At 50.5% G+C, this 18,037-nt stretch carries 15 protein-coding genes; 2 read left to right on the forward strand and 13 right to left on the reverse strand.

Annotated features, from left to right (window positions below; all coding sequences use genetic code 11):
* The first annotated feature begins 36 nt into the window (after positions 1-36).
* A complete protein-coding gene (locus tag FN001_RS11660; RefSeq protein ID WP_142411923.1) occupies positions 37-1,374 on the forward strand; it encodes an MATE family efflux transporter in 1,338 nt (445 codons plus the stop codon).
* 185 nt (positions 1,375-1,559) lie between these two features.
* On the opposite strand, the gene prfA is transcribed toward FN001_RS11660, so the two are convergent.
* From prfA to FN001_RS11690, 6 genes are all read right to left on the reverse strand, one after another.
* Positions 1,560-2,633 (reverse strand): peptide chain release factor 1, encoded by a 1,074-nt coding sequence (gene prfA, locus FN001_RS11665; protein WP_142411924.1) that lies wholly within the window; start codon positions 2,631-2,633, stop codon positions 1,560-1,562.
* 13 nt (positions 2,634-2,646) lie between these two features.
* Positions 2,647-3,810 (reverse strand): HemK/PrmC family methyltransferase, encoded by a 1,164-nt coding sequence (locus FN001_RS11670; protein WP_243122002.1) that lies wholly within the window; start codon positions 3,808-3,810, stop codon positions 2,647-2,649.
* Entirely contained in the window at positions 3,807-4,808 is a 1,002-nt protein-coding gene (locus tag FN001_RS11675; RefSeq protein ID WP_142411925.1) for a DUF1385 domain-containing protein, read from the reverse strand. The genes FN001_RS11670 and FN001_RS11675 overlap by 4 nt, the downstream gene beginning before the upstream one ends.
* A gap of 260 nt (positions 4,809-5,068) precedes the next feature.
* Positions 5,069-5,278 (reverse strand): 50S ribosomal protein L31, encoded by a 210-nt coding sequence (gene rpmE / locus FN001_RS11680; RefSeq protein ID WP_015552500.1) that lies wholly within the window; start codon positions 5,276-5,278, stop codon positions 5,069-5,071.
* Between the two features lie 286 nt (positions 5,279-5,564).
* Positions 5,565-5,969: a C-GCAxxG-C-C family (seleno)protein gene (locus tag FN001_RS11685; RefSeq protein ID WP_142411926.1), complete on the reverse strand. Its 405-nt coding sequence runs from the start codon at positions 5,967-5,969 to the stop codon at positions 5,565-5,567.
* Between the two features lie 45 nt (positions 5,970-6,014).
* Positions 6,015-7,196, reverse strand: coding sequence for an acyltransferase family protein (locus FN001_RS11690; protein ID WP_142411927.1), 1,182 nt, complete (start codon positions 7,194-7,196; stop codon positions 6,015-6,017).
* Between the two features lie 339 nt (positions 7,197-7,535).
* Between FN001_RS11690 and FN001_RS11695 the strand changes: the two genes are divergently transcribed.
* The gene (locus FN001_RS11695) at positions 7,536-8,270 is read left to right on the forward strand and encodes a TMEM164 family acyltransferase (protein ID WP_486463518.1); all 735 of its coding nucleotides are present in this window, start codon (positions 7,536-7,538) and stop codon (positions 8,268-8,270) included.
* A 233-nt stretch (positions 8,271-8,503) separates the two neighbouring features.
* On the opposite strand, the gene FN001_RS11700 is transcribed toward FN001_RS11695, so the two are convergent.
* The 7 genes from FN001_RS11700 to FN001_RS11730 all read right to left on the reverse strand — a co-directional run bounded on the left by FN001_RS11700 (position 8,504) and on the right by FN001_RS11730 (position 17,981).
* A complete protein-coding gene (locus FN001_RS11700; protein WP_142411929.1) occupies positions 8,504-10,396 on the reverse strand; it encodes a subtype A tannase in 1,893 nt (630 codons plus the stop codon).
* Between the two features lie 211 nt (positions 10,397-10,607).
* A complete protein-coding gene (eno, locus tag FN001_RS11705) occupies positions 10,608-11,903 on the reverse strand; it encodes a phosphopyruvate hydratase (RefSeq protein WP_142411930.1) in 1,296 nt (431 codons plus the stop codon).
* A 396-nt stretch (positions 11,904-12,299) separates the two neighbouring features.
* Complete coding sequence (gene mgtE / locus FN001_RS11710; protein ID WP_142411931.1) at positions 12,300-13,697, reverse strand: magnesium transporter; 1,398 nt, start codon at positions 13,695-13,697, stop codon at positions 12,300-12,302.
* A 573-nt stretch (positions 13,698-14,270) separates the two neighbouring features.
* The gene (locus tag FN001_RS11715; RefSeq protein ID WP_142411932.1) at positions 14,271-15,164 is read right to left on the reverse strand and encodes a DMT family transporter; all 894 of its coding nucleotides are present in this window, start codon (positions 15,162-15,164) and stop codon (positions 14,271-14,273) included.
* 145 nt (positions 15,165-15,309) lie between these two features.
* Positions 15,310-16,260, reverse strand: a complete 951-nt coding sequence (locus FN001_RS11720; RefSeq protein ID WP_142411933.1) for a carbohydrate kinase family protein — start codon at positions 16,258-16,260, stop codon at positions 15,310-15,312.
* Positions 16,248-17,294, reverse strand: coding sequence for an aldose 1-epimerase family protein (locus FN001_RS11725; protein ID WP_142411934.1), 1,047 nt, complete (start codon positions 17,292-17,294; stop codon positions 16,248-16,250). The genes FN001_RS11720 and FN001_RS11725 overlap by 13 nt, the downstream gene beginning before the upstream one ends.
* Positions 17,295-17,981, reverse strand: coding sequence for a D-lyxose/D-mannose family sugar isomerase (locus FN001_RS11730; protein WP_118530200.1), 687 nt, complete (start codon positions 17,979-17,981; stop codon positions 17,295-17,297).
* Between the last annotated feature and the right edge of the window lie 56 nt (positions 17,982-18,037).

An 18,037-nucleotide genomic window follows, 5' to 3' on the forward strand; every position in this document is an offset into this window, starting at 1 on the left:
GCAATTTCATTTATTTTCAGGAGGATGTATCTACATATGAATAACCGTCTTTTCAGCCGGAAAGACCTGGTGCGCCTGATCATCCCGCTGATCGTAGATCAGTTTCTTCAGGTTGCCGTGGGACTTTCCGACTCGATCATGGTGGCGCGTGTCGGGGAAGCTGCCGTCTCCGGAGTTTCCTTAGTCGACACGGTCATGCTGCTCATCATCAATATCTTCACGGCTCTCGCCACCGGCGGCGCCGTCATCGCCGGCCAGTATCTCGGCAGAAAAGATCCGAAGACCGGATGTGAGGCGACCGCCCAGCTCTTCAACTTTACGTTCCTGTTCTCGATCTTCATCATGATCCTTGGATACCTCGGGCAGAACGTGATCCTGTACCATGTCTTCGGAAAGATCGAACCGGAAGTCATGAAGGACAGCCGTACCTATCTGCTGATCGTCCTGTCTTCCATCCCGATGATCGCCATGTATAACGCCGGAGCCGCAATCTTCCGTGCTATGGGAAATTCCAATATCGCTATGAAGACGTCGCTCCTTATGAACTCCATCAATGTGTTCGGAAATGCTTTGTTGATCTTCGGATTTCACTGCGGTGTCGAGGGCGTTGCGATCCCGACGGTCGTGTCACGAGGTGTTGCCTGCGTGGTAATTCTTGTCCTGTTGAATGACCAGAAACATGAACTTCACATCCTGCACCCGTATCCGTTTAAGATCAAGTGGAATGTGTTAAGAAAGATCCTTTACATCGGCATCCCGAACGGCCTGGAAAATAGTATGTTCCAGCTCGGAAAGATCGCCGTTTTAAGTCTCGTCTCCGGTCTCGGAACCGCATCACTCGCGGCAAACGCAGTCAGCAACAATATCGCAAACTTCGCGATCCTGCCGGGAATGTCCTTCGGATTCGCACTCCTCACGGTCTGCGCCCAGTGCGTCGGCGCAGGAGATTTCGAGCAGGTAAAATATTACACAAGGCACATGATGCGCGTGGAGTATCTCTGCCTGATCGCATCAAACCTGATCGTGATCCTGGCACTGCCGTTTATCCTGTCGGTCTACAATCTTTCCGACGAAGCCGCCCGATACGCAAACGATATTATCCTGTATCATGCCGCCTGCGTTGTGACGATCTGGCCGCTGTCCTTCACACTGCCGAACACACTGCGCGCCGCGGCCGATGTAAAAGTGACCATGGTCCTCTCCATCATCTCCATGTGGGTGTTCCGGTTCGGTTTCAGCTATCTGCTGACTATGGAGTTTCATATGGGAATCTTCGGTGTCTGGGTCGCGATGACGATCGACTGGCTCGTGCGCGGGATCTTCTTTGTCTGCCGGTATAAGAGCGGGCGGTGGCAGAAGATCATTTTCTCATAAAAGAGAACGTGCCTTGGCGCATTCTCGCGCCTCTCGCGGTCACTTGCGACAGTTTACATCTTCGCGCGAGTGCGCATCTTTGGCACGTCAGTGCCTTTTTATGCAACAGGAAATTCCCCGGAATTTCCTGTTACATAAAAAAATACCTTCGAAGATTATTTCTGATCCTCGAAGGTATTTTTTAATTAGTTCTCATTCATCTTCGCAAGCTTCGCCGCCTGATCCGCCGCGATAAGGCTGTCGATCAGTTCCTGAATATCGCCGTCCATGATGGCATCGATCTTATAGAGTGTCAGCTTGATCCTGTGGTCTGTCACACGTCCCTGCGGGAAGTTGTAGGTACGGATCTTCTCGGAGCGGTCGCCGGTACCGATCTGGCTGCGGCGCTCTGCCGCTTCCTCATTCTGACGTCTCTCAAGCTCCATATCGTATAACTTGGAACGCAGTAAGCGGAAGGCTTTTTCCTTATTCTGCAGCTGGGACTTCTCAGTCTGGCTGTAGATCACGATTCCTGTTGGAATATGGGTTAAGCGCACCGCGGAGTCAGTGGTGTTGACACACTGTCCACCGTTACCGGACGCACGCATGACATCGATACGGATATCTTTGTCATCGATCACAACATCGAACTCCTCTGCCTCCGGCATGATTGCAACCGTCGCAGTGGACGTATGGATTCTTCCTCCGGACTCGGTCTCCGGGACACGCTGTACACGGTGAACACCGCTCTCGTATTTTAACTTGGAGTAAGCGCCATGACCGGTGATCATGAACTCGACTTCCTTCATGCCGCCGATCCCGCTCTCGCTGACGTTGATCATCTCTGTCTTCCAGTGCTGGCTCTCCGCGTAATGCACATACATGCGGTATAACTCGGAAGCGAATAACGCTGCCTCGTCTCCGCCTGCACCGGCACGGATCTCAACAATAACGTTTTTCTCATCGTTCGGGTCCTTCGGGAGAAGCAGGATCTTTAACTCCTGTTCCAGCTCCTCGATCCTCTTCTTCGCGTCGGCAAGCTCTTCCTTCGCAAGTTCCTTCATCTCCTCGTCGCTCTCCTCGTCGAGAAGTGCCAGGCTGTCATCCACATCCTGTTTCGCCTGCTTGTACTGCTTGTACGCATCAACGATCGGTGCCAGGTCTGCCTGCTCCTTCATCAGCTTGCGGAATTTTCTCTGGTCTTCCGCCACCGACGGGTTATTTAATTCCAGCATCAGTTCTTCGTAATGCCGTAACATATCATCCAAACGGTCAAACATCTATAAAACCTCCTCATACGCCTACGGTCTGCCAGGCTCCGCACACGACGCGGTCTTTTCCTGCCAGATCCTGAATCACTCTTGTATCCTTAAAACCATGGTTATCCAGCAGTTCCTTCACCGCCATCCCCTGGTCATATCCGATTTCAAAATACACATGTCCTCCCGGCGTCAGATGTTTGGCACATTCTTCTGCCAGAATTCTGTAAAAATAAAGTCCGTCCGCAGTCCCGTCAAGAGCACCCCGGGGTTCATGGTCCCGTACTTCCGGTTCCAGCTCCTCGATAACTGCGCTGGGGATGTAGGGTGGGTTGGAGACGATCACGTTGAATCGTTCTGTCTCCGGAAAAGCACTGAACATGTCACTGTGGCGGAATGTTACACCTGTCTGCGGCACCGTGCAGACTTCAGAAACCATGCGTTCTTCAGAATTATCCTGTTTATTCTGATTGTTTATCAGATTCGTGCAATTCTGTATTTGTTCTGTCCTGCTGCTGACTGCATCGTTGTTTACATCGCTGTTTTCAAGAATCTCTTCTGAATTTCTTTTCGCAACCTTCAACGCCTCTTCCGAGATATCCGCGCCTTCCACGCAGGCATATCCGCCAAGCTTCTTTAAACTCACGGCAATACATCCGGATCCAGTGCACATATCAAGAATCGAAATATTCTTATCTTTCTGCTCATTTAACACAAGCTCCACAAGTGTCTCTGTGTCCTGTCTCGGGATCAGCACATGTTCATTCACGAAAAATGTGAGTCCCATGAACTCCTGCTGTCCTAAGATCTGCTGGAGCGGGATGCGGGACGCGCGTTTTTCCAATGTGTTCTCATACGCTGACATTTTCTCTTTCAGCCACAGTTCTACACAGTCCAGCGCGTTTTTGCTCTCCAAAGAATTACCAGTCTGCTCTTGAGCAGCCATTTTCTGTGCCGTGCTTCCGGTGATGTTCTCCCTTGCACAAAGAAAATACTGCGCTCTGGAAATTCCGAAGATCTGTTCAAACAGGTACCAGGCGTCAAGATCCGCCTCCACGATCCCCGCATTCTTTAAGATCTTTTTTCCGTAGTTCAGGACATCTGCCCAGATCTTAAATTCACGCACGCTATTTCCCGCGCATGGATCATCTCCGGACCGGCCTGTTCCAGCCCCGACAGCGTTCTTCATCTCGCTCATGCCGTTATCTCCTGCGCGTTCTTCCCTGTCTGATCTTCTCTCTCAAAATATCCTGCCGGATACTGCTCCGGGAAATTTTCTTCCAGATATTTCTTCCAGTCAAACACGGTCTCTACCGCGACGATCGCTACCTCGATCATCGAGTCATCCGGTTCCTTTGTCGTAAGTCCCTGCATCCACATGCCAGGACGACTGACGATGTCCATGATCTTCGAATTGCTGGTTCCTGCAAGGCGGAGCACCTCATAGGAGACACCCGCGATCACCGGGATCAGGACGATCCGGCTGACGATCCGAAGCCAGATCGTATCCACACGGACCACCATGAAGAACAGGATGCTAATCACCATAACGATCAGAAGAAAGCTCGTTCCGCAGCGCTTATGCTCTTTAGAGCTTTTTCTTACATTCTCCACGTTGAGCACAAGACCATGCTCTAAACAGTTGATGCATTTATGTTCCGATCCATGGTACATGAACGTCCGCTTGATGTCCTCCATCCGTGAGATCACCTTAATGTAGGTGATGAAAATCGCAATTCGGATACAGCCTTCAAGAATCGCCATCACAGTCTCAGAGTGGATAAATTTCCGGAAGATTCCCGCGATCAAAAGCGGGAGTACCATAAAGATCGCAATCGCCATAAAGATGGAGAATACCATCACCGCCGACATAACGACATTATCTACTTTTTCACCAAATGTATCGATCAAAAATTTCTCGAACTTTCCCGGCTCCTCGTCCTCCTCATCGTCCTCAAAGAAGCTTGCCGACCATGTCAGGGAACGCATTCCCAGGATCATGGAGTCCGCGAAACTAAAGATTCCTCTCACAAACGGCAGGGAGAAAAACTTTACTTTTTCTGTCATGCTCACATAGGTATCTTTCTTGACAACGATCTCGCCGTCCGGCTTTCTGACAGCCGTGGCGTAGTTGTCCTTGTTCTTCATCATGATACCCTCTAATACTGCCTGTCCCCCGATACCGGAATATTTCAAGATTTTACCTCCATATATGTCTCATAGTGTCATACACGAATCGCTCCGCACTTCGTGCTCCCGCGATTCTCCACAAGCATTCACAATCCGCTCATTTTTCTTACGAAAAATGGCTGCTTGTTCATGTTTGTGCGGGAATCAAAGAGAAAAAATCCCCTGCAAGCAAGCTTGCGTTGATTTTTTCTCCTTGATTCCCTGTATGACAAAAAAGGCTGAGTTTTCAGAGTTATCCAAAAGCTCAACCTTTCACTAATCAAACCTTATTTGTCTGTTTTCATACCATACTTACGGTTGAACATCTCGATACGTCCGCGAGCGGAAGCAGCCTTCTGCTGACCAGTATAGAATGAATGGCATTTGGAACAGATTTCTACGTGAATGTCTTTCTTGGTAGAACCAGTTACAAATTCATTACCGCAGTTACAAACGACCTTGGCCTGATAGTAATTTGGGTGGATTCCCTGTTTCATGATTTTCACCTCTTTAAAATTTTTGGTACATGACTGACAGTCACGTTACGTTAATAAAAAATAATACAGCTTTACAGCCATATGTCCTGTTCCGCCAGAACAGCTTAATTATTATAGCATATGCATACTGCTAATGCAAGTATATTTTCCGCGGTTTTTCATGATTTTTGCAGGTTATCCACAGGCTTTTTTATTCTTAGTGCCTTTGTCCACATATTCACAAATAAATTGCCCCGGGAATGGACCGGTTTTGCTCAAAAGCAGCCGACCTGCAGGTGCCATGATCCTATCTGGCAATGTTCTTTTTATAGAACTCTTCAAATACATCTGCTGCAAGACAGACGGTTTCCAGACAGCGCACATCGTCTTTCTTATAGATCTTTACCAGCTCTGAGCAGTCTGTGTTTCCAAGCTTCTTTCGGAATTCATCTACAAGGTCTGCGCATGTATCCTTAAAACCATCGGTCGCATGGGCACGGGTATTTACCGTCAGCCGTCCCAGCGCTGCCATCGCACCGCATAATGCACCGCAGGAGGAGCCGCATCCCATTCCGCCGCCAAACGCACTGACCAGCTTGAAATCGTCTTCCGTAAGACCGATCCCGTATTCCTCGTCAATACATCTTAAGATCGTCTCCGCACAATTGTAATCCTGTTCCAGATAGTATTTTCTTACGTTATCTCTCAGCATAATTTTCTCCTTTTTATAAAATTAATGGCTTTCCCATGTGCGCTGTCATCCTTCCAGTTTTCTCCCTCCAGACAATACTCTCCACCCCCCTGGCAGGAAGCGGACGAGGAATTTGGCGAGAATGTAAGAGACAATAACTGCGATTGCCGGAAGCAGGAAATAGACGACCAGAGAGATTCCGGCGGCTGTTGTCGTACCTGCAAGACTTCTCGTCACGACGGCAGTTCCTTTGTTTACGAAACGCACCACGATAAAGTGGATCGCATAGAGGAACATACTCTGGCGCATCCATGGACGGATCTTCGGAAGGCGCACTCCACAGGCAAAGGCCCAGCACGTCATCGGCACAGCCATACGATAAAAACAGGTCCAGAGGACGGCCGCTTCGGGTGCCATCATCCTCCTGTAACAGAATACAGAGATCATGACTCCCGCCAGACCTTCTGCAAAACAACGCCTTCTCACATGAGCCGGGATGACACTGGCTGCATTTCCATCTTTATCCTCTGGGGCAGCTTTCTTTTTTTTCGTTCCATGATCTGCCTTCCATCCGGCTGCCTCTTCCTCCATGCTTCTCTCCACCAGCCCGCGCCGATGGACTGCAAAGTATGCGGCAACCGAATAGTAAAGCAGGGCATCCGTATTCGGATGGCGCATATCCAGGTGGAGATGCACCGCAAACACAAGTCCCACGATCCAGAAAAGACCGACCGCCCGATTCTTAACAAGTGCATAGATCATCGGTGACACGATGATCAGGAAAATCAGCTGATAAAGATACCAGAAGATTGGCGCATACGCATACTGCGAGACCGCCCGCCAGATCTCCTGCACAGAAAATGGAATGATGTCACGTCCGACCACGGATCGTATGGCGAGAAACCGGGATGCTGCCATATAGCCCAGATAGTAGATGATATTCCAGACTACATAGGGGATCAGGACGCTGAAGATCCGGCTCTTCCATTTTCCGGTCAACTTCTCCCAGGAAAAGTTCCGGAAAAATAGGTAGGATGACAACAGGAAAAAGCCCGGAACGGCGATCTGTCCCAGCCTCACCGACACGAAATTTTCGATCCGGTCCGCAAGGCTCCATATCCCATCCTGCGCCCCGCCGGAAAACAGATCCACATTATAAGAGTGGACCCAGATCACAAATATGCTGAATAGAAACATCAGCCATGATATCTGGTCATGAAATCGTTTTTCTCCGTTGCCTGTCACCATACGCACTCCCCGCAGTTTTCTTTTATCTTACCATATAAAATATGACATTTCCAGACAGACTATCAAAGAATCCAAAATCAAATCGAACGTCCGTGAGGTTTGACAGATCTCTCATTTCGCATTAATATTTGTGATGTCAGGGGCAAAAGGTCCGAAGCCCGACACCAGCCTGCCTGCAGGAGGATTTTTAACCCTGATCCCCGCCCAAACATGTGTAAGCAGCCATTTTTCAAAGAGAAACGGGCAAATTACGAATATTTTCAGGATACGATCCTTTTGAAAGAAGGTCCTTATATGTACAGTTTTCTCCAGTCCATCCTGCGCATGACCGCATGGCCGATGACACCCCCGGTGCCTTATTCTGCCTTTCACATTCTGCTGACCGTCTTTGGGGCAGGATTTGCGGTCTCTTTTGCGCGGTTTTTCGGGAAAAAAATACGGTCCATGGCATCGCCTGAACCGTATTTCCGCCATATTCTCTTTTCCTGTGGAGTACTTCTTGCACTCATGGAACTCTATAAGCAGGCATTTTTATATGTCATCGAATTTCACGGGCATTTCGACTGGTGGTATTTTCCATTCCAGCTCTGCAGCATTCCCATGTACATCTGTCTTGCTGCACCGCTCCTTCACTCCGAAAAAACACTTCGCCGCGCCGCCACCTTCCTTCAGGATTTCGGGCTGCTGGGCGGAATCATGGCCCTGGCTGTGCCTCCAGGACTCATGCATCCGTACTGGACGATGACGCTCCATGGCTTCCTCTGGCATTTTACTCTGCTCTTCCTTGGACTTTTATCCTGTATGTCAGGCATCGCCGCACATGAACGACGGGATTATATGGATATTCTTCCGTTCTTTTTCCTATGCTGTGTAATTGCCTGTGTGATCAACATCGCCGCAGGTCCCACCGCTGACGCTGACATGTTCTACATATCCCCATTCCATCCGTCCTCGCAGCCGGTTTTCCACGAAATCGCGTGTACGGCTGGTATCTTCTGGGGGAATCTGCTGTATGTCGTATCCATGATAGCAGGAGGACTTCTAATGCACAAAATTTCATCGCAGCTTTTATAATTAACAAAAACGCTCCGCGAGGATGCGCAGTGATTCTGTATGGAATATGTCAGCTTTGCTGACCAGAATCACGCGCCATGTCTCACGGACGTTCGACTTGAATAATCACCTGCACAACCTACCACTGGCAGCGTTTACCTGATGTACGTCTGCGAACATAAAAGACCGATATCTCTTTCCATCACAGTGGTTTGACATATCGGCCTTTTTGATCATATCCTAATCTAAGACTTTTATTTCAAGCACTTATTAACCCACTCAATAAAGTTCGTCACAGAGTCCCCAGTGCTCTCTGCCATCGTATGGCCTTCCCCCCAGATTGTCGCAAAATCCACATCTGCGCCATAATTTTTCAACGCCAACGCCAGATTTACTTCTGTTGTGAGAGAAGTGTCACTCTGGGCGATTCCGGTGCGGATACGCCAATAGTCGGCAACGGTGGATTTCTGGTAACCGTCGTAATAGCTGGACAGATAGTACAGGGGATTATACATATTTCCACGCTCAGTTACAGTATTTCCCTGTGAATCGGTCTTTTCCATCGCCTCTGTGAATGCCGCGCCGTAGGTCTCGTCGTCCTTTAAGAGGTCTGCCAGTGTGGCGTCAAAGTGGGATGTCGTTCCATCGCCATATCCGAATAAAGTGTTTTCTGCCTGACTCTCATCCAGGGCGTCGAACGCACCGATTCCTTTGGAGGCACGCTTGCATGCGTTCGTGAAATCCGCGATGCTGGTGATCGTCGCCGTGTTGGTTGCGCTGTCATAGTTGACCCATGTACCGTCCGCATTCAGGGCATCGATGTAGTCCTGGGCAGTTTCGTAGGTACCGGAGAGTGTCACGCCGCCTGTGGAGAGATTGCGGTCTACTCCGTCCATGGCGTAGAAATCAGGAGCGCCGTTTCCTTTATCCGAAGCTGCATCTCCGTCCGGTCGTCCATCCTTCTGACCGTCTTTCTGCATGTCATCAGGCATTCCGTTTCCGTCCTGCGGTGCTCCATCCGGCTTCTGACCACTATTTTCTCCCTGCGGCGCTCCGTCCGGTTTCTGGCCGTCCGATCGTCCTCCGCCGCCCCGCGGACCTTTTTTCGTCTCCACTGTATACGGAAACGTGGTATCTTCCAGGAAATTATTCAGTGATGTCTCCACCACACCTTTCAGATACTCATAATATGTGCCAGACTGATAGATTCCCTCTTCAGACTCCGTCAATGTCAGCACATTTCCCGAAGAATCCTTGAGCCCAAGATCATTGATATACTGCGCAAATGCCTCTGCCATTCCGTTTGACAGCGTCTGTTCCTGCTCCGTAAGGTCCGTTCTTGTGCTCCCAAGATTCCACTCATACGCCTCATCCGCGTAATCGAGTTCCGTGATCGGGCACCAGCACATGGAGCCGGTTACCGCGTCGCTGATGCCGGAAACCGCGCCGATGGCTGTCAGATATGGCTCATAATCTTCGCTGTCGCCGGTTGCTCCCAAGAGTGCGCTCTGGGCTCCTCCGCCACTCATGCCGAAGGAAAATATCCGATCCACGTCTCCCGGGATCACACCGTCATTATAGCGGATATACCGGATCGCAGCTTTCAGATCCGTCACTCCCGCCGGTGCACCTGCATCACGTCCGCGGCAGCCCGCTGCCACATAGATAAATCCGGCGCTCGTGTAAGATACGGAATCTGCCACATAGTCTGTCGGAGCCTCCATTGCGGAATATCCGGGTGTGTTGACCGGAATTACAATAGGCGCGGAATCTGCCGTGTAGCCCTTAACTGCCACCTGGTTATTGATCTTACAGGTAAATGTTCCGTCCCCATTGTCCTTCGCGTTCATGTACGCTGCCGGAACAAAAATTCCAAGTGTCTCATAGTTTTCATCTGCCGGATTCTCACAGTAGGAGATTCCTGTCTGCCAGTATACCTTATCATCAGAATTATACTGCCATTTTGTCGAGTCGATCTGCGGCAGCGATGTCACCGCCGTCTCCCCGGCACGCTCTGTCTCCGCCTGACTTGTCTCTGCTTCCGTCTGCGCCGCGCTGCTCCCGATTCCTGACGCACTGTTGCTGCATCCGGAAAGTATAAGCGCCGCCGCCAGAAATAACCCGATCCGCCTTCCAACCTTCATCATAACCGTTTTTCTCCGTTTCCTTTCCATTTATAACACATCGTCACTATCTATTTTATAGATTAGGAAACGTTTGTGAAAAGCCTGTGAAAATATTGTGTTAATTTTTTGAAAAAAAGATCCCCAATAGCCTCATCAGCCGTCGGGGATCTCTTCGTGCAATCATACCTTAAATTTTAGTTGGAGAATATCTATTTTATATTATAAATCTGTCTTAGTTTACATGAAATGCGTCCATTCCCGGATATACCCCATTCTCTCCGAGCTCTTCCTCGATTCTGAGAAGCTGGTTATACTTCGCGACACGCTCGGATCTGGACGGGGCACCCGTCTTGATCTGGCAGGTGTTGAGGGCAACAGCGAGATCTGCGATGGTCGTATCTGCGGTCTCGCCGGAGCGGTGGGAGGAAATTGCTGTGTAGCCGGCACGGTGTGCCATCTTGATCGCCTCCAGGGTCTCTGATACGGAACCGATCTGATTTAATTTGATCAGGATAGAGTTTGCACAGCCAAGCTTGATTCCCTTGGAAAGTCTCTCAGTGTTTGTAACAAAGAGGTCGTCGCCGACTAACTGTACCTTCGTTCCAAGCTCTGCAGTCAGCTTCTTCCAGCCTTCCCAGTCTTCCTCATCAAGGGCATCCTCGATGGAAATGATCGGATATTTCTCAACAAGCTTCTTCCAATGCTCGATCAGCTGCTCGGATGTATAGACAGTTCCTGCCTTTGGGAGCTTGTACTCGCCGACCTTTCCTGTCTTCCACTCGGAGGATGCCGCGTCCATAGCGATCCTGAAGTCACGGCCCGGCTCATATCCGGCTTTCTTTACTGCCTCGAGGATCGTCTCGATCGCTTCCTCATCAGACTTCAACGCCGGAGCGAAACCGCCCTCATCGCCTACAGATGTTGCAAGTCCGCGCTCTTTTAAGATCGCAGCCAGCGCATGGAACACCTCTGCGCACCATCTTAAGCACTCCTTGAAGGACGGAGCGCCCACCGGCATGATCATAAATTCCTGAACATCAAGACCGGAGGAAAGTGCATGGCAGCCGCCGTTGATGATGTTCATCATCGGAACCGGAAGACGGTTTCCGCCTATTCCGCCGAGGAATCTGTATAACGGAATATCCAAGGAGATGGCTGCAGCGCGCGCGCAGGCGATGGATACCGCAAGGATCGCGTTTGCGCCAAGCTTTGACTTGTCCTTTGTTCCGTCTGCCTTGATCATGGCACGGTCAACTGCGTAGATATCAGATGCGTCCATGCCTGTCAGGGTCTCGTTGATAATTGTATTAATATTTTCAACAGCCTTTGTCACACCTTTTCCGCCGTAACGAGCCTTATCTCCGTCTCTTAACTCCAGCGCCTCGAACTCGCCGGTAGATGCACCACTCGGCGCGGTTCCTCTCCCGATGGTTCCGTCTGCCAGATATACTTCTGCCTCAACCGTGGGATTTCCACGGGAATCTAAGATCTCCCTTCCAATGACTTTCTCAATTTCCAGATAATTCATCATCATAAGCTCCTTTCGAGTATCAACGCCAGTTACTCTCCCACCCGGATCAGGCAGGAAAAAACGACGTGATCTATTGATCTGTCCACCTGCGAAATCAACCACCAGCACATGTTTAGGAAATGCCAGCCAGTATTTTAGTTAGTTTTTTCTAACCATCATGATTTTATCATAGCATCATTTTCAGTTCAAGAGGATCGTATGCCAAAACATTCAATTGAAAAAAGTTGTCGTTACCATAAATTTATCGGCAATTCCCGGAATAAAAAAGAGTGTGTCTTTTTATGTAACAGAGAATTTTTCGAAATTTCCTGCTGCATAAAAAATGGACCATCCTGATATCCTTAGGATCGCCCATTTTTTCTATATTTATTCACATTTTTATTTCATCTGATATCAGCCCGTCACATGCAGCAGATCAACCAGAAACAGCATCGCCAGTCCATAATAAACCACAATTGCGACAAGGTCGTTCACCGTCGTGATCAGCGGGCCGGACGCAACCGCCGGGTCTACGTTGATCTTCTTAAAGAACATCGGGATCAGTGTGCCGACCATACTGGAGATCACCATCGCTGTCACAAGCGCGATTCCGACACATCCGGAGACAAGCAGCGCATGATGGATCGGATATCCCTTGATCACGCAGATATAGATTCCGAGGAAAAGCCACGCCATAACCCCAAGAAACAGTCCGTTCACGAAGCCGATCTTCATCTCCTTCACAACAAGCATAAGCTTCTGCTTTGCGGTCAGTTCCTCATCCATAAGCACACGGATCGTAACAGCCAGGGACTGTGTTCCGACGTTTCCTGCCATGTCGAGGATCAGGGACTGGAAGCACATGACGATCGGGATCACCGCAACGACAGACTCAAAAGCGCCCACAACGGAAGATACTACCATGCCCAGGAATAACAGAATGACCAGCCACGGAAGTCTCTTTTTCACGCTCTCCGTCAGCTTCTCGTTCAGATCCTCCTCCGCAGTCAAACCGGCTAATTTCGCGTAATCTTCGCCCATCTCATCATCCACGGCCTCAACGATATCCTGAGATGTGATGATACCGGCGATGGTTCCGTCTTCCTGCAGTACCGGGATGGAATCCTCGGCGTAATCCTTGATCTGCTCGATACAGTCTGCAACCTTTTCATGGTCCTTGACATACGGGTAAGAGTGGCTGATCAGGTCCTCAAGGTTCGTATACTCTCTTGCGATGATCAGGTCCTTCAGATCGATCGCTCCGTAAAATTTATCCTCGTCATCGATCACATAAATCGTGGAAATATTGTCGTTCTCTCCCGCCTGCTCGATCAGTTCCCGCATTGCCTGGCGGATCGTCAGGTTATCGTGGATCATAATGAAGTTGGTGGTCATGCGGCTACCGATCTCATCCTCATCGTATGAGAACAGGAGTCTTACATCCTCGCTGGCTTCCTTATCCAGCATACCAACGATCTTATGCTTCGTCGTCGCGTCCATCTCTTCCAGGACATCCACCGCATCATCGGAGTCCATCTCGGAGACGATCTTTGCGGCGCTCTCGATCGGAAGCTCCTTCAGGTACGGCTCCGCATCATCTAAGTATGCGAAGATCTCCGCAACCCGCTCCACGCCGATCAGCGGATAGAGTTCCCGCCTCTCATCCGGTGTCAGCTTTGTGAGGGCATCCGCGATATCGTTATCATGATAATCGGATAACCGGTCGATCAGCTCCTCTTTCGGAAGTCCGCTGCGGATGATCTCAACCAGTTCTTCCACATAGTGTTGTTCTTTTAAAACTTCTGTTTCCATTTCTGCCTCCTTTTCCGTTGTAACTGTCTTTTATCCATCCAGTTACTTCTTATCATCAGGACTATGCGCATCTTCACGCCTCCTGATCGAATTGCCTGAATTTCGGCAACAAAAAGAACACCGCCCAGGATAATTCCTGGCGGGGTCCAACCATACATCGCTGTGATGGACAGGCCGTTCCCTTGCGGTGTTCTCGAGACATCTCAATATGGAATCCAGCTACCGGAGATTTTCTGTCACTGCACCGATAGCCGCATCCTGCGTCTCTCTGTATGCCACACCGCATTTCGTACTTCGCCCTGTACTATCGCAACTATCCATGCAATTCACCTCCGTTAGATCTCTGATTTTTATGATTTTCCGCAAAAAAAGAAACTGCTGCGTGCAGATATCTTTTTCCGCCCACAGCAGTATACCATTTTTTTATAGGAATTGTAAAGTAAAAATCTGGCAAACTAAAGGTAGGACATACGGTTAAAACATGTAAAATGTTCCGGCTGTCTGCCGTCCTGATCCTCACCGTCCACGATAACAGAAATACACGTCCATCCGGAAAAAGCCCGTAATTTTTCTCTACCTCATCAGCACCACCGTTGCCAGAATACACGCAAACCCGATCAGATCCGTCGGAGAAAAGCTGGAGTGCAGCCAGACAACGGACAAGGTTGCCGCGGTCAATGGTTCCAGACAGGACAGGAGTGCCGCTTTTACGGGACCTACCAGAGCGATCCCCTGTAGGAATAACGTAAACGCACCGACAGTCCCAAGCAGGACGATCACCGCCATATAGAGGATCGCCCGTCCGTCCAGACCTGCCGGGATCTTCCAGCTCTGGGCGATCAGGGACAGGGCGAGCCCGCCGATGAACATCCCCATTCCGGATACAGGGATACTTCCGCGGTGTTTTACCGGTGCTCTGGAAAGCAGGGAGTAGCTTGCCGCTCCGATTCCGGCCATGAGTCCCCAGAAGAGTCCCCTCGGTGTGAGCTCCATGTTTCCGGGCTTTCCGCCGGTGGCGAGGAGCCAGACACCAAACAGCGCCAGAATAATGCAGAATACGGTCCGTTTATCCGGTGCTGTCCTTGTGGTCATGCAGACATAGACTGCGATAAATACGATGGATAGATTCTGGATCACTGTCGCGGTTCCGGAATTCGTCCATTTGATGGCACTGAGGTACGCGTACTGGCAGAGCGCCAGACCCGCAATGGCAAACAGAACGATCTCTATAAGCCCTTTTTTGTCTTTTCCAAGTCCTTTCAGATTCAGACTGTGCTTCGCAAACGCAAAAATCAGCAATATGATCCCCGCTGATGTCATTCTCACCGCCGTCACCCACGTCGTATCTACCGGGTACTGGGAAAACAGCGCCTCACTGCAGGTTCCTGAAAGTCCCCAGCTCGTCGCCCCCGCCGTGCAGCAGAGAATTCCAAGTTTTTCTCTCTTCTTGTCCTTTGTGTCTGTCATAACACCCTCCAGATAATCGATCGATCTTCATAATACCGTCATTGCAGCCTGCCCGCCTGGACCTGCTGCCCTGACATTTGAATTATATCGGGATTCCGAAGATGTGTACAGCAGAATTTCCATAAAAAACCGAATTTGTCTTTCTTTACATCCGGGCCAGAACCGCCTCTTCCTCCGGAATACTCGGAATCCCGCCCGATTGTGTCGTAGAGATGCTTGCCGCCGTGCAGGCGAACTGACCGATAAATCCAAGTTCTTCCGTGCTGAGCTCTTCCGGCGCTTTTCCTGTCTTTAACAGTCTGGACACCGCGCTTCCGCCGAAGATATCCCCGGCTCCTGTCGTATCGATGGGCTTTACCTTAGGGCACTTCGCGTAGGCAGCGCCATTCTGATTTGCAAGATACGCTCCCTTAGGTCCCATAGTGACCATAGCGAGGCGGATTCCAAACTCGTCGAGCAGCTTCTCTGCCGACTCCTTCTCATCCTTGATTCCCCATAGGAATTCCACCTCCTCATCGCTGATCTTCACAACATCCGCATGGGCCAGCCCCCATAAGATCTGCTCCTTTGCCGCGTCCGTTGTCTCCCAGAGCGGAAGTCTTAAGTTTGGATCAAAGGTGATAAGCTTTCCATGCTCTTTCGCATATTCCACACATTTTTTCGTCGCCGTGCGGACCGGATCATCCGTGAGGCTTAAAGTTCCGAAATGGAAGACCGACGCCTCATCGATCATCGCGAGGTCGATCTCCTCAAAGCTTAGTCTCGTATCCGCTCCCGGCTTTCTCGCAAAGCTGAAGGAACGATCCCCCTCCGGCGAGAAGGTCACAAACGCCAGCGTCGTAAACACCGACGGATCAGTCACGATCCCCTTTGTCTCGATCCCGGCTTTCTCAAATGTCTTTAAGAGGAGCTTTCCGAATGCGTCATCCCCGACTTTTCCGAGAAATGCCGTCTTCATTCCATATTTATTTAACGCTGCAAGGAAATTTCCCGGTGCACCGCCCGGATTCGCCTTCATAGTCGGATATCCGTCCGCATCCGTCTCCTTTGCCGCAAAATCGATCAGAAGCTCACCAAGAGCGATCACATCGTACATTCCAATACCTCCCTGCACTCATCTTCCAGCTGTTTTATCTCGTCTTTTCCGTCCAGGATCTGGAATCGGATCCGGTTCTCATGTTTCTCAAATGGCTTTAAACTCTGCGTCTTTCCGGCCCGCCCGTCAAATCCGCAGTTCGTCGGCTCCAGCGCCATCGCAAAATCTCCGGCCGCCGTGCTCTTCCACTGGGTCAGGTACGGGATCGCCGATTTTTCAAACCGGATACAGAGTCCGATCTGCAGCTCGTCATTCACAAACGCCGCAAACGTATTTCCATTATGATCCGCTGCCAGCTCATGCTGGAATACCTGCTCCGGAGCTCCCGGTTCCGGCTCATCCATGACGTTCCAGCGGCTTTTTCCTGCCTCTGCAGCCGCGTCGCGCGGTCCGGTCATGATCGACGGCATCACGATCCGCAGCCCCGGCACCAGAAACGGATATCCGGCATTGCAGTGATAGAGAAAGCAGAGCGGCTGGTTCTCAAAGCCCTGATTTTCGATCTCGTCCGTGAATACGATCTCCCGGCTGCCGTAAGTCGTCTCAATCGTTCGTCTGAGTACCAGGTTTTCACCAAAGATCTGTGCCTCCCGCATCTCCCCGGACACCAAAATCTTATACTCCCCGTTCTCCCAGAACGCGTCCATGGAGATCTTTTCCGCGGGAGTTGTTCTCATCCGTCCGTGAACCGGATACTCCACACCGTCCACCACCCGGTTTCCATGGACATTTCCAAGACCGCAGGTGAACATTGCGCCGCCCATAATGGAGCGCACCGCCTCGTCTCCCGCAGTATCATAGGGATTTCTCCCTTGAAGTCCCGGTTTTGTGAGAAGACTTAAATTGATCCCTTTATACCGGATCCACGCCGGGTCCAGGCATTTATCTATCATTAACGGCATCTCCACCGGCCCGTTTTCCACAAGCGCACAGCGGAGTCCCGACGCCCGCCCGTCCTGAAATTCGATCCGGCGGACTCCGGCGATCTGCTCCATGTTCCCGCAGACCGCCATCAACGTTTTCTGATCTGTCATCTATTTTGCCTCCGGATACTCGTTGCAGAGCAAACGGTACGGCGCCTCATCCTCCTCGATCTTCGGGAATCTTCCCATTTTCTCGTAGAAGCGGTTGTCCACGTTGTCGTCGTTGCACTGGCTGACCTCGCCTAAGAGAACCGGGCCGCTGCCCTCTTCCACCTCGAAATCATGGTACATGTACGGGTAGATGGAGATGCTCTCGCCAGGAGTCAGGCGCACCTGGGTGCCGGCCGGAACGACCATCTCTCTGCCATCCACATGGACATGGACATCGTTCACCTTGTCAAGGTCCTCATCCTTTGTGGAATTGTATACACGGATCAGAACATTTCCGCCGCCGCGGTTGATGATGTCCTCCATCTTTGACCAGTGGAAGTGCATCGGGGAATACTGTCCCTCTTTGATGTACAGGAGTTTTTCCGCATATGTCTTTGTGTATTTGTCCTTCATCTTCAGGTTGCCGTTGCGGATCGTGATCAGGGAAAATCCGACCTTATCGAAGTCCCCGAGACCGTAGTCCGTGATATCCCATCCTAACATGTTGTCGCGGATCTCGTCGTAATCATGGCCTTTTTCCTTCCACTCTTCCGGTGTGAAATTGCAGAATGGCGGGATCGCGAAGCGATACTCCCTGATCATCTGTTCCATTTCTTTTAAAGCTGCGTTGATCTCACTGCGTTTCATGAAAAATTCCTCCTGTCCTTGATATGCAGGGAACGCCGATCCTTTCGGCCCGGCGT

The sequence above is a fragment of the Clostridium sp. Marseille-P7770 genome (assembly GCF_902143525.1).
Taxonomy (GTDB): domain Bacteria; phylum Bacillota; class Clostridia; order Lachnospirales; family Lachnospiraceae; genus Pilosibacter.

Bases quoted from the DNA above. Each gene is read 5' to 3' on its own strand.
- FN001_RS11695 (WP_486463518.1), top strand. From the start codon at position 7,536: ATGACACCCCCGGTGCCTTATTCTGCCTTTCACATTCTGCTGACCGTC.
- FN001_RS11725 (WP_142411934.1), bottom strand. From the start codon at position 17,294: ATGACAGATCAGAAAACGTTGATGGCGGTCTGCGGGAACATGGAGCAG.
- FN001_RS11690 (WP_142411927.1), bottom strand. From the start codon at position 7,196: ATGGTGACAGGCAACGGAGAAAAACGATTTCATGACCAGATATCATGG.
- FN001_RS11660 (WP_142411923.1), top strand. From the start codon at position 37: ATGAATAACCGTCTTTTCAGCCGGAAAGACCTGGTGCGCCTGATCATC.
- FN001_RS11670 (WP_243122002.1), bottom strand. From the start codon at position 3,810: ATGAGCGAGATGAAGAACGCTGTCGGGGCTGGAACAGGCCGGTCCGGA.
- prfA (WP_142411924.1), bottom strand. From the start codon at position 2,633: ATGTTTGACCGTTTGGATGATATGTTACGGCATTACGAAGAACTGATG.
- FN001_RS11715 (WP_142411932.1), bottom strand. From the start codon at position 15,164: ATGACAGACACAAAGGACAAGAAGAGAGAAAAACTTGGAATTCTCTGC.
- rpmE (WP_015552500.1), bottom strand. From the start codon at position 5,278: ATGAAACAGGGAATCCACCCAAATTACTATCAGGCCAAGGTCGTTTGT.
- FN001_RS11685 (WP_142411926.1), bottom strand. From the start codon at position 5,969: ATGCTGAGAGATAACGTAAGAAAATACTATCTGGAACAGGATTACAAT.
- eno (WP_142411930.1), bottom strand. From the start codon at position 11,903: ATGAATTATCTGGAAATTGAGAAAGTCATTGGAAGGGAGATCTTAGAT.
- FN001_RS11720 (WP_142411933.1), bottom strand. From the start codon at position 16,260: ATGTACGATGTGATCGCTCTTGGTGAGCTTCTGATCGATTTTGCGGCA.
- mgtE (WP_142411931.1), bottom strand. From the start codon at position 13,697: ATGGAAACAGAAGTTTTAAAAGAACAACACTATGTGGAAGAACTGGTT.
- FN001_RS11700 (WP_142411929.1), bottom strand. From the start codon at position 10,396: ATGATGAAGGTTGGAAGGCGGATCGGGTTATTTCTGGCGGCGGCGCTT.
- FN001_RS11730 (WP_118530200.1), bottom strand. From the start codon at position 17,981: ATGAAACGCAGTGAGATCAACGCAGCTTTAAAAGAAATGGAACAGATG.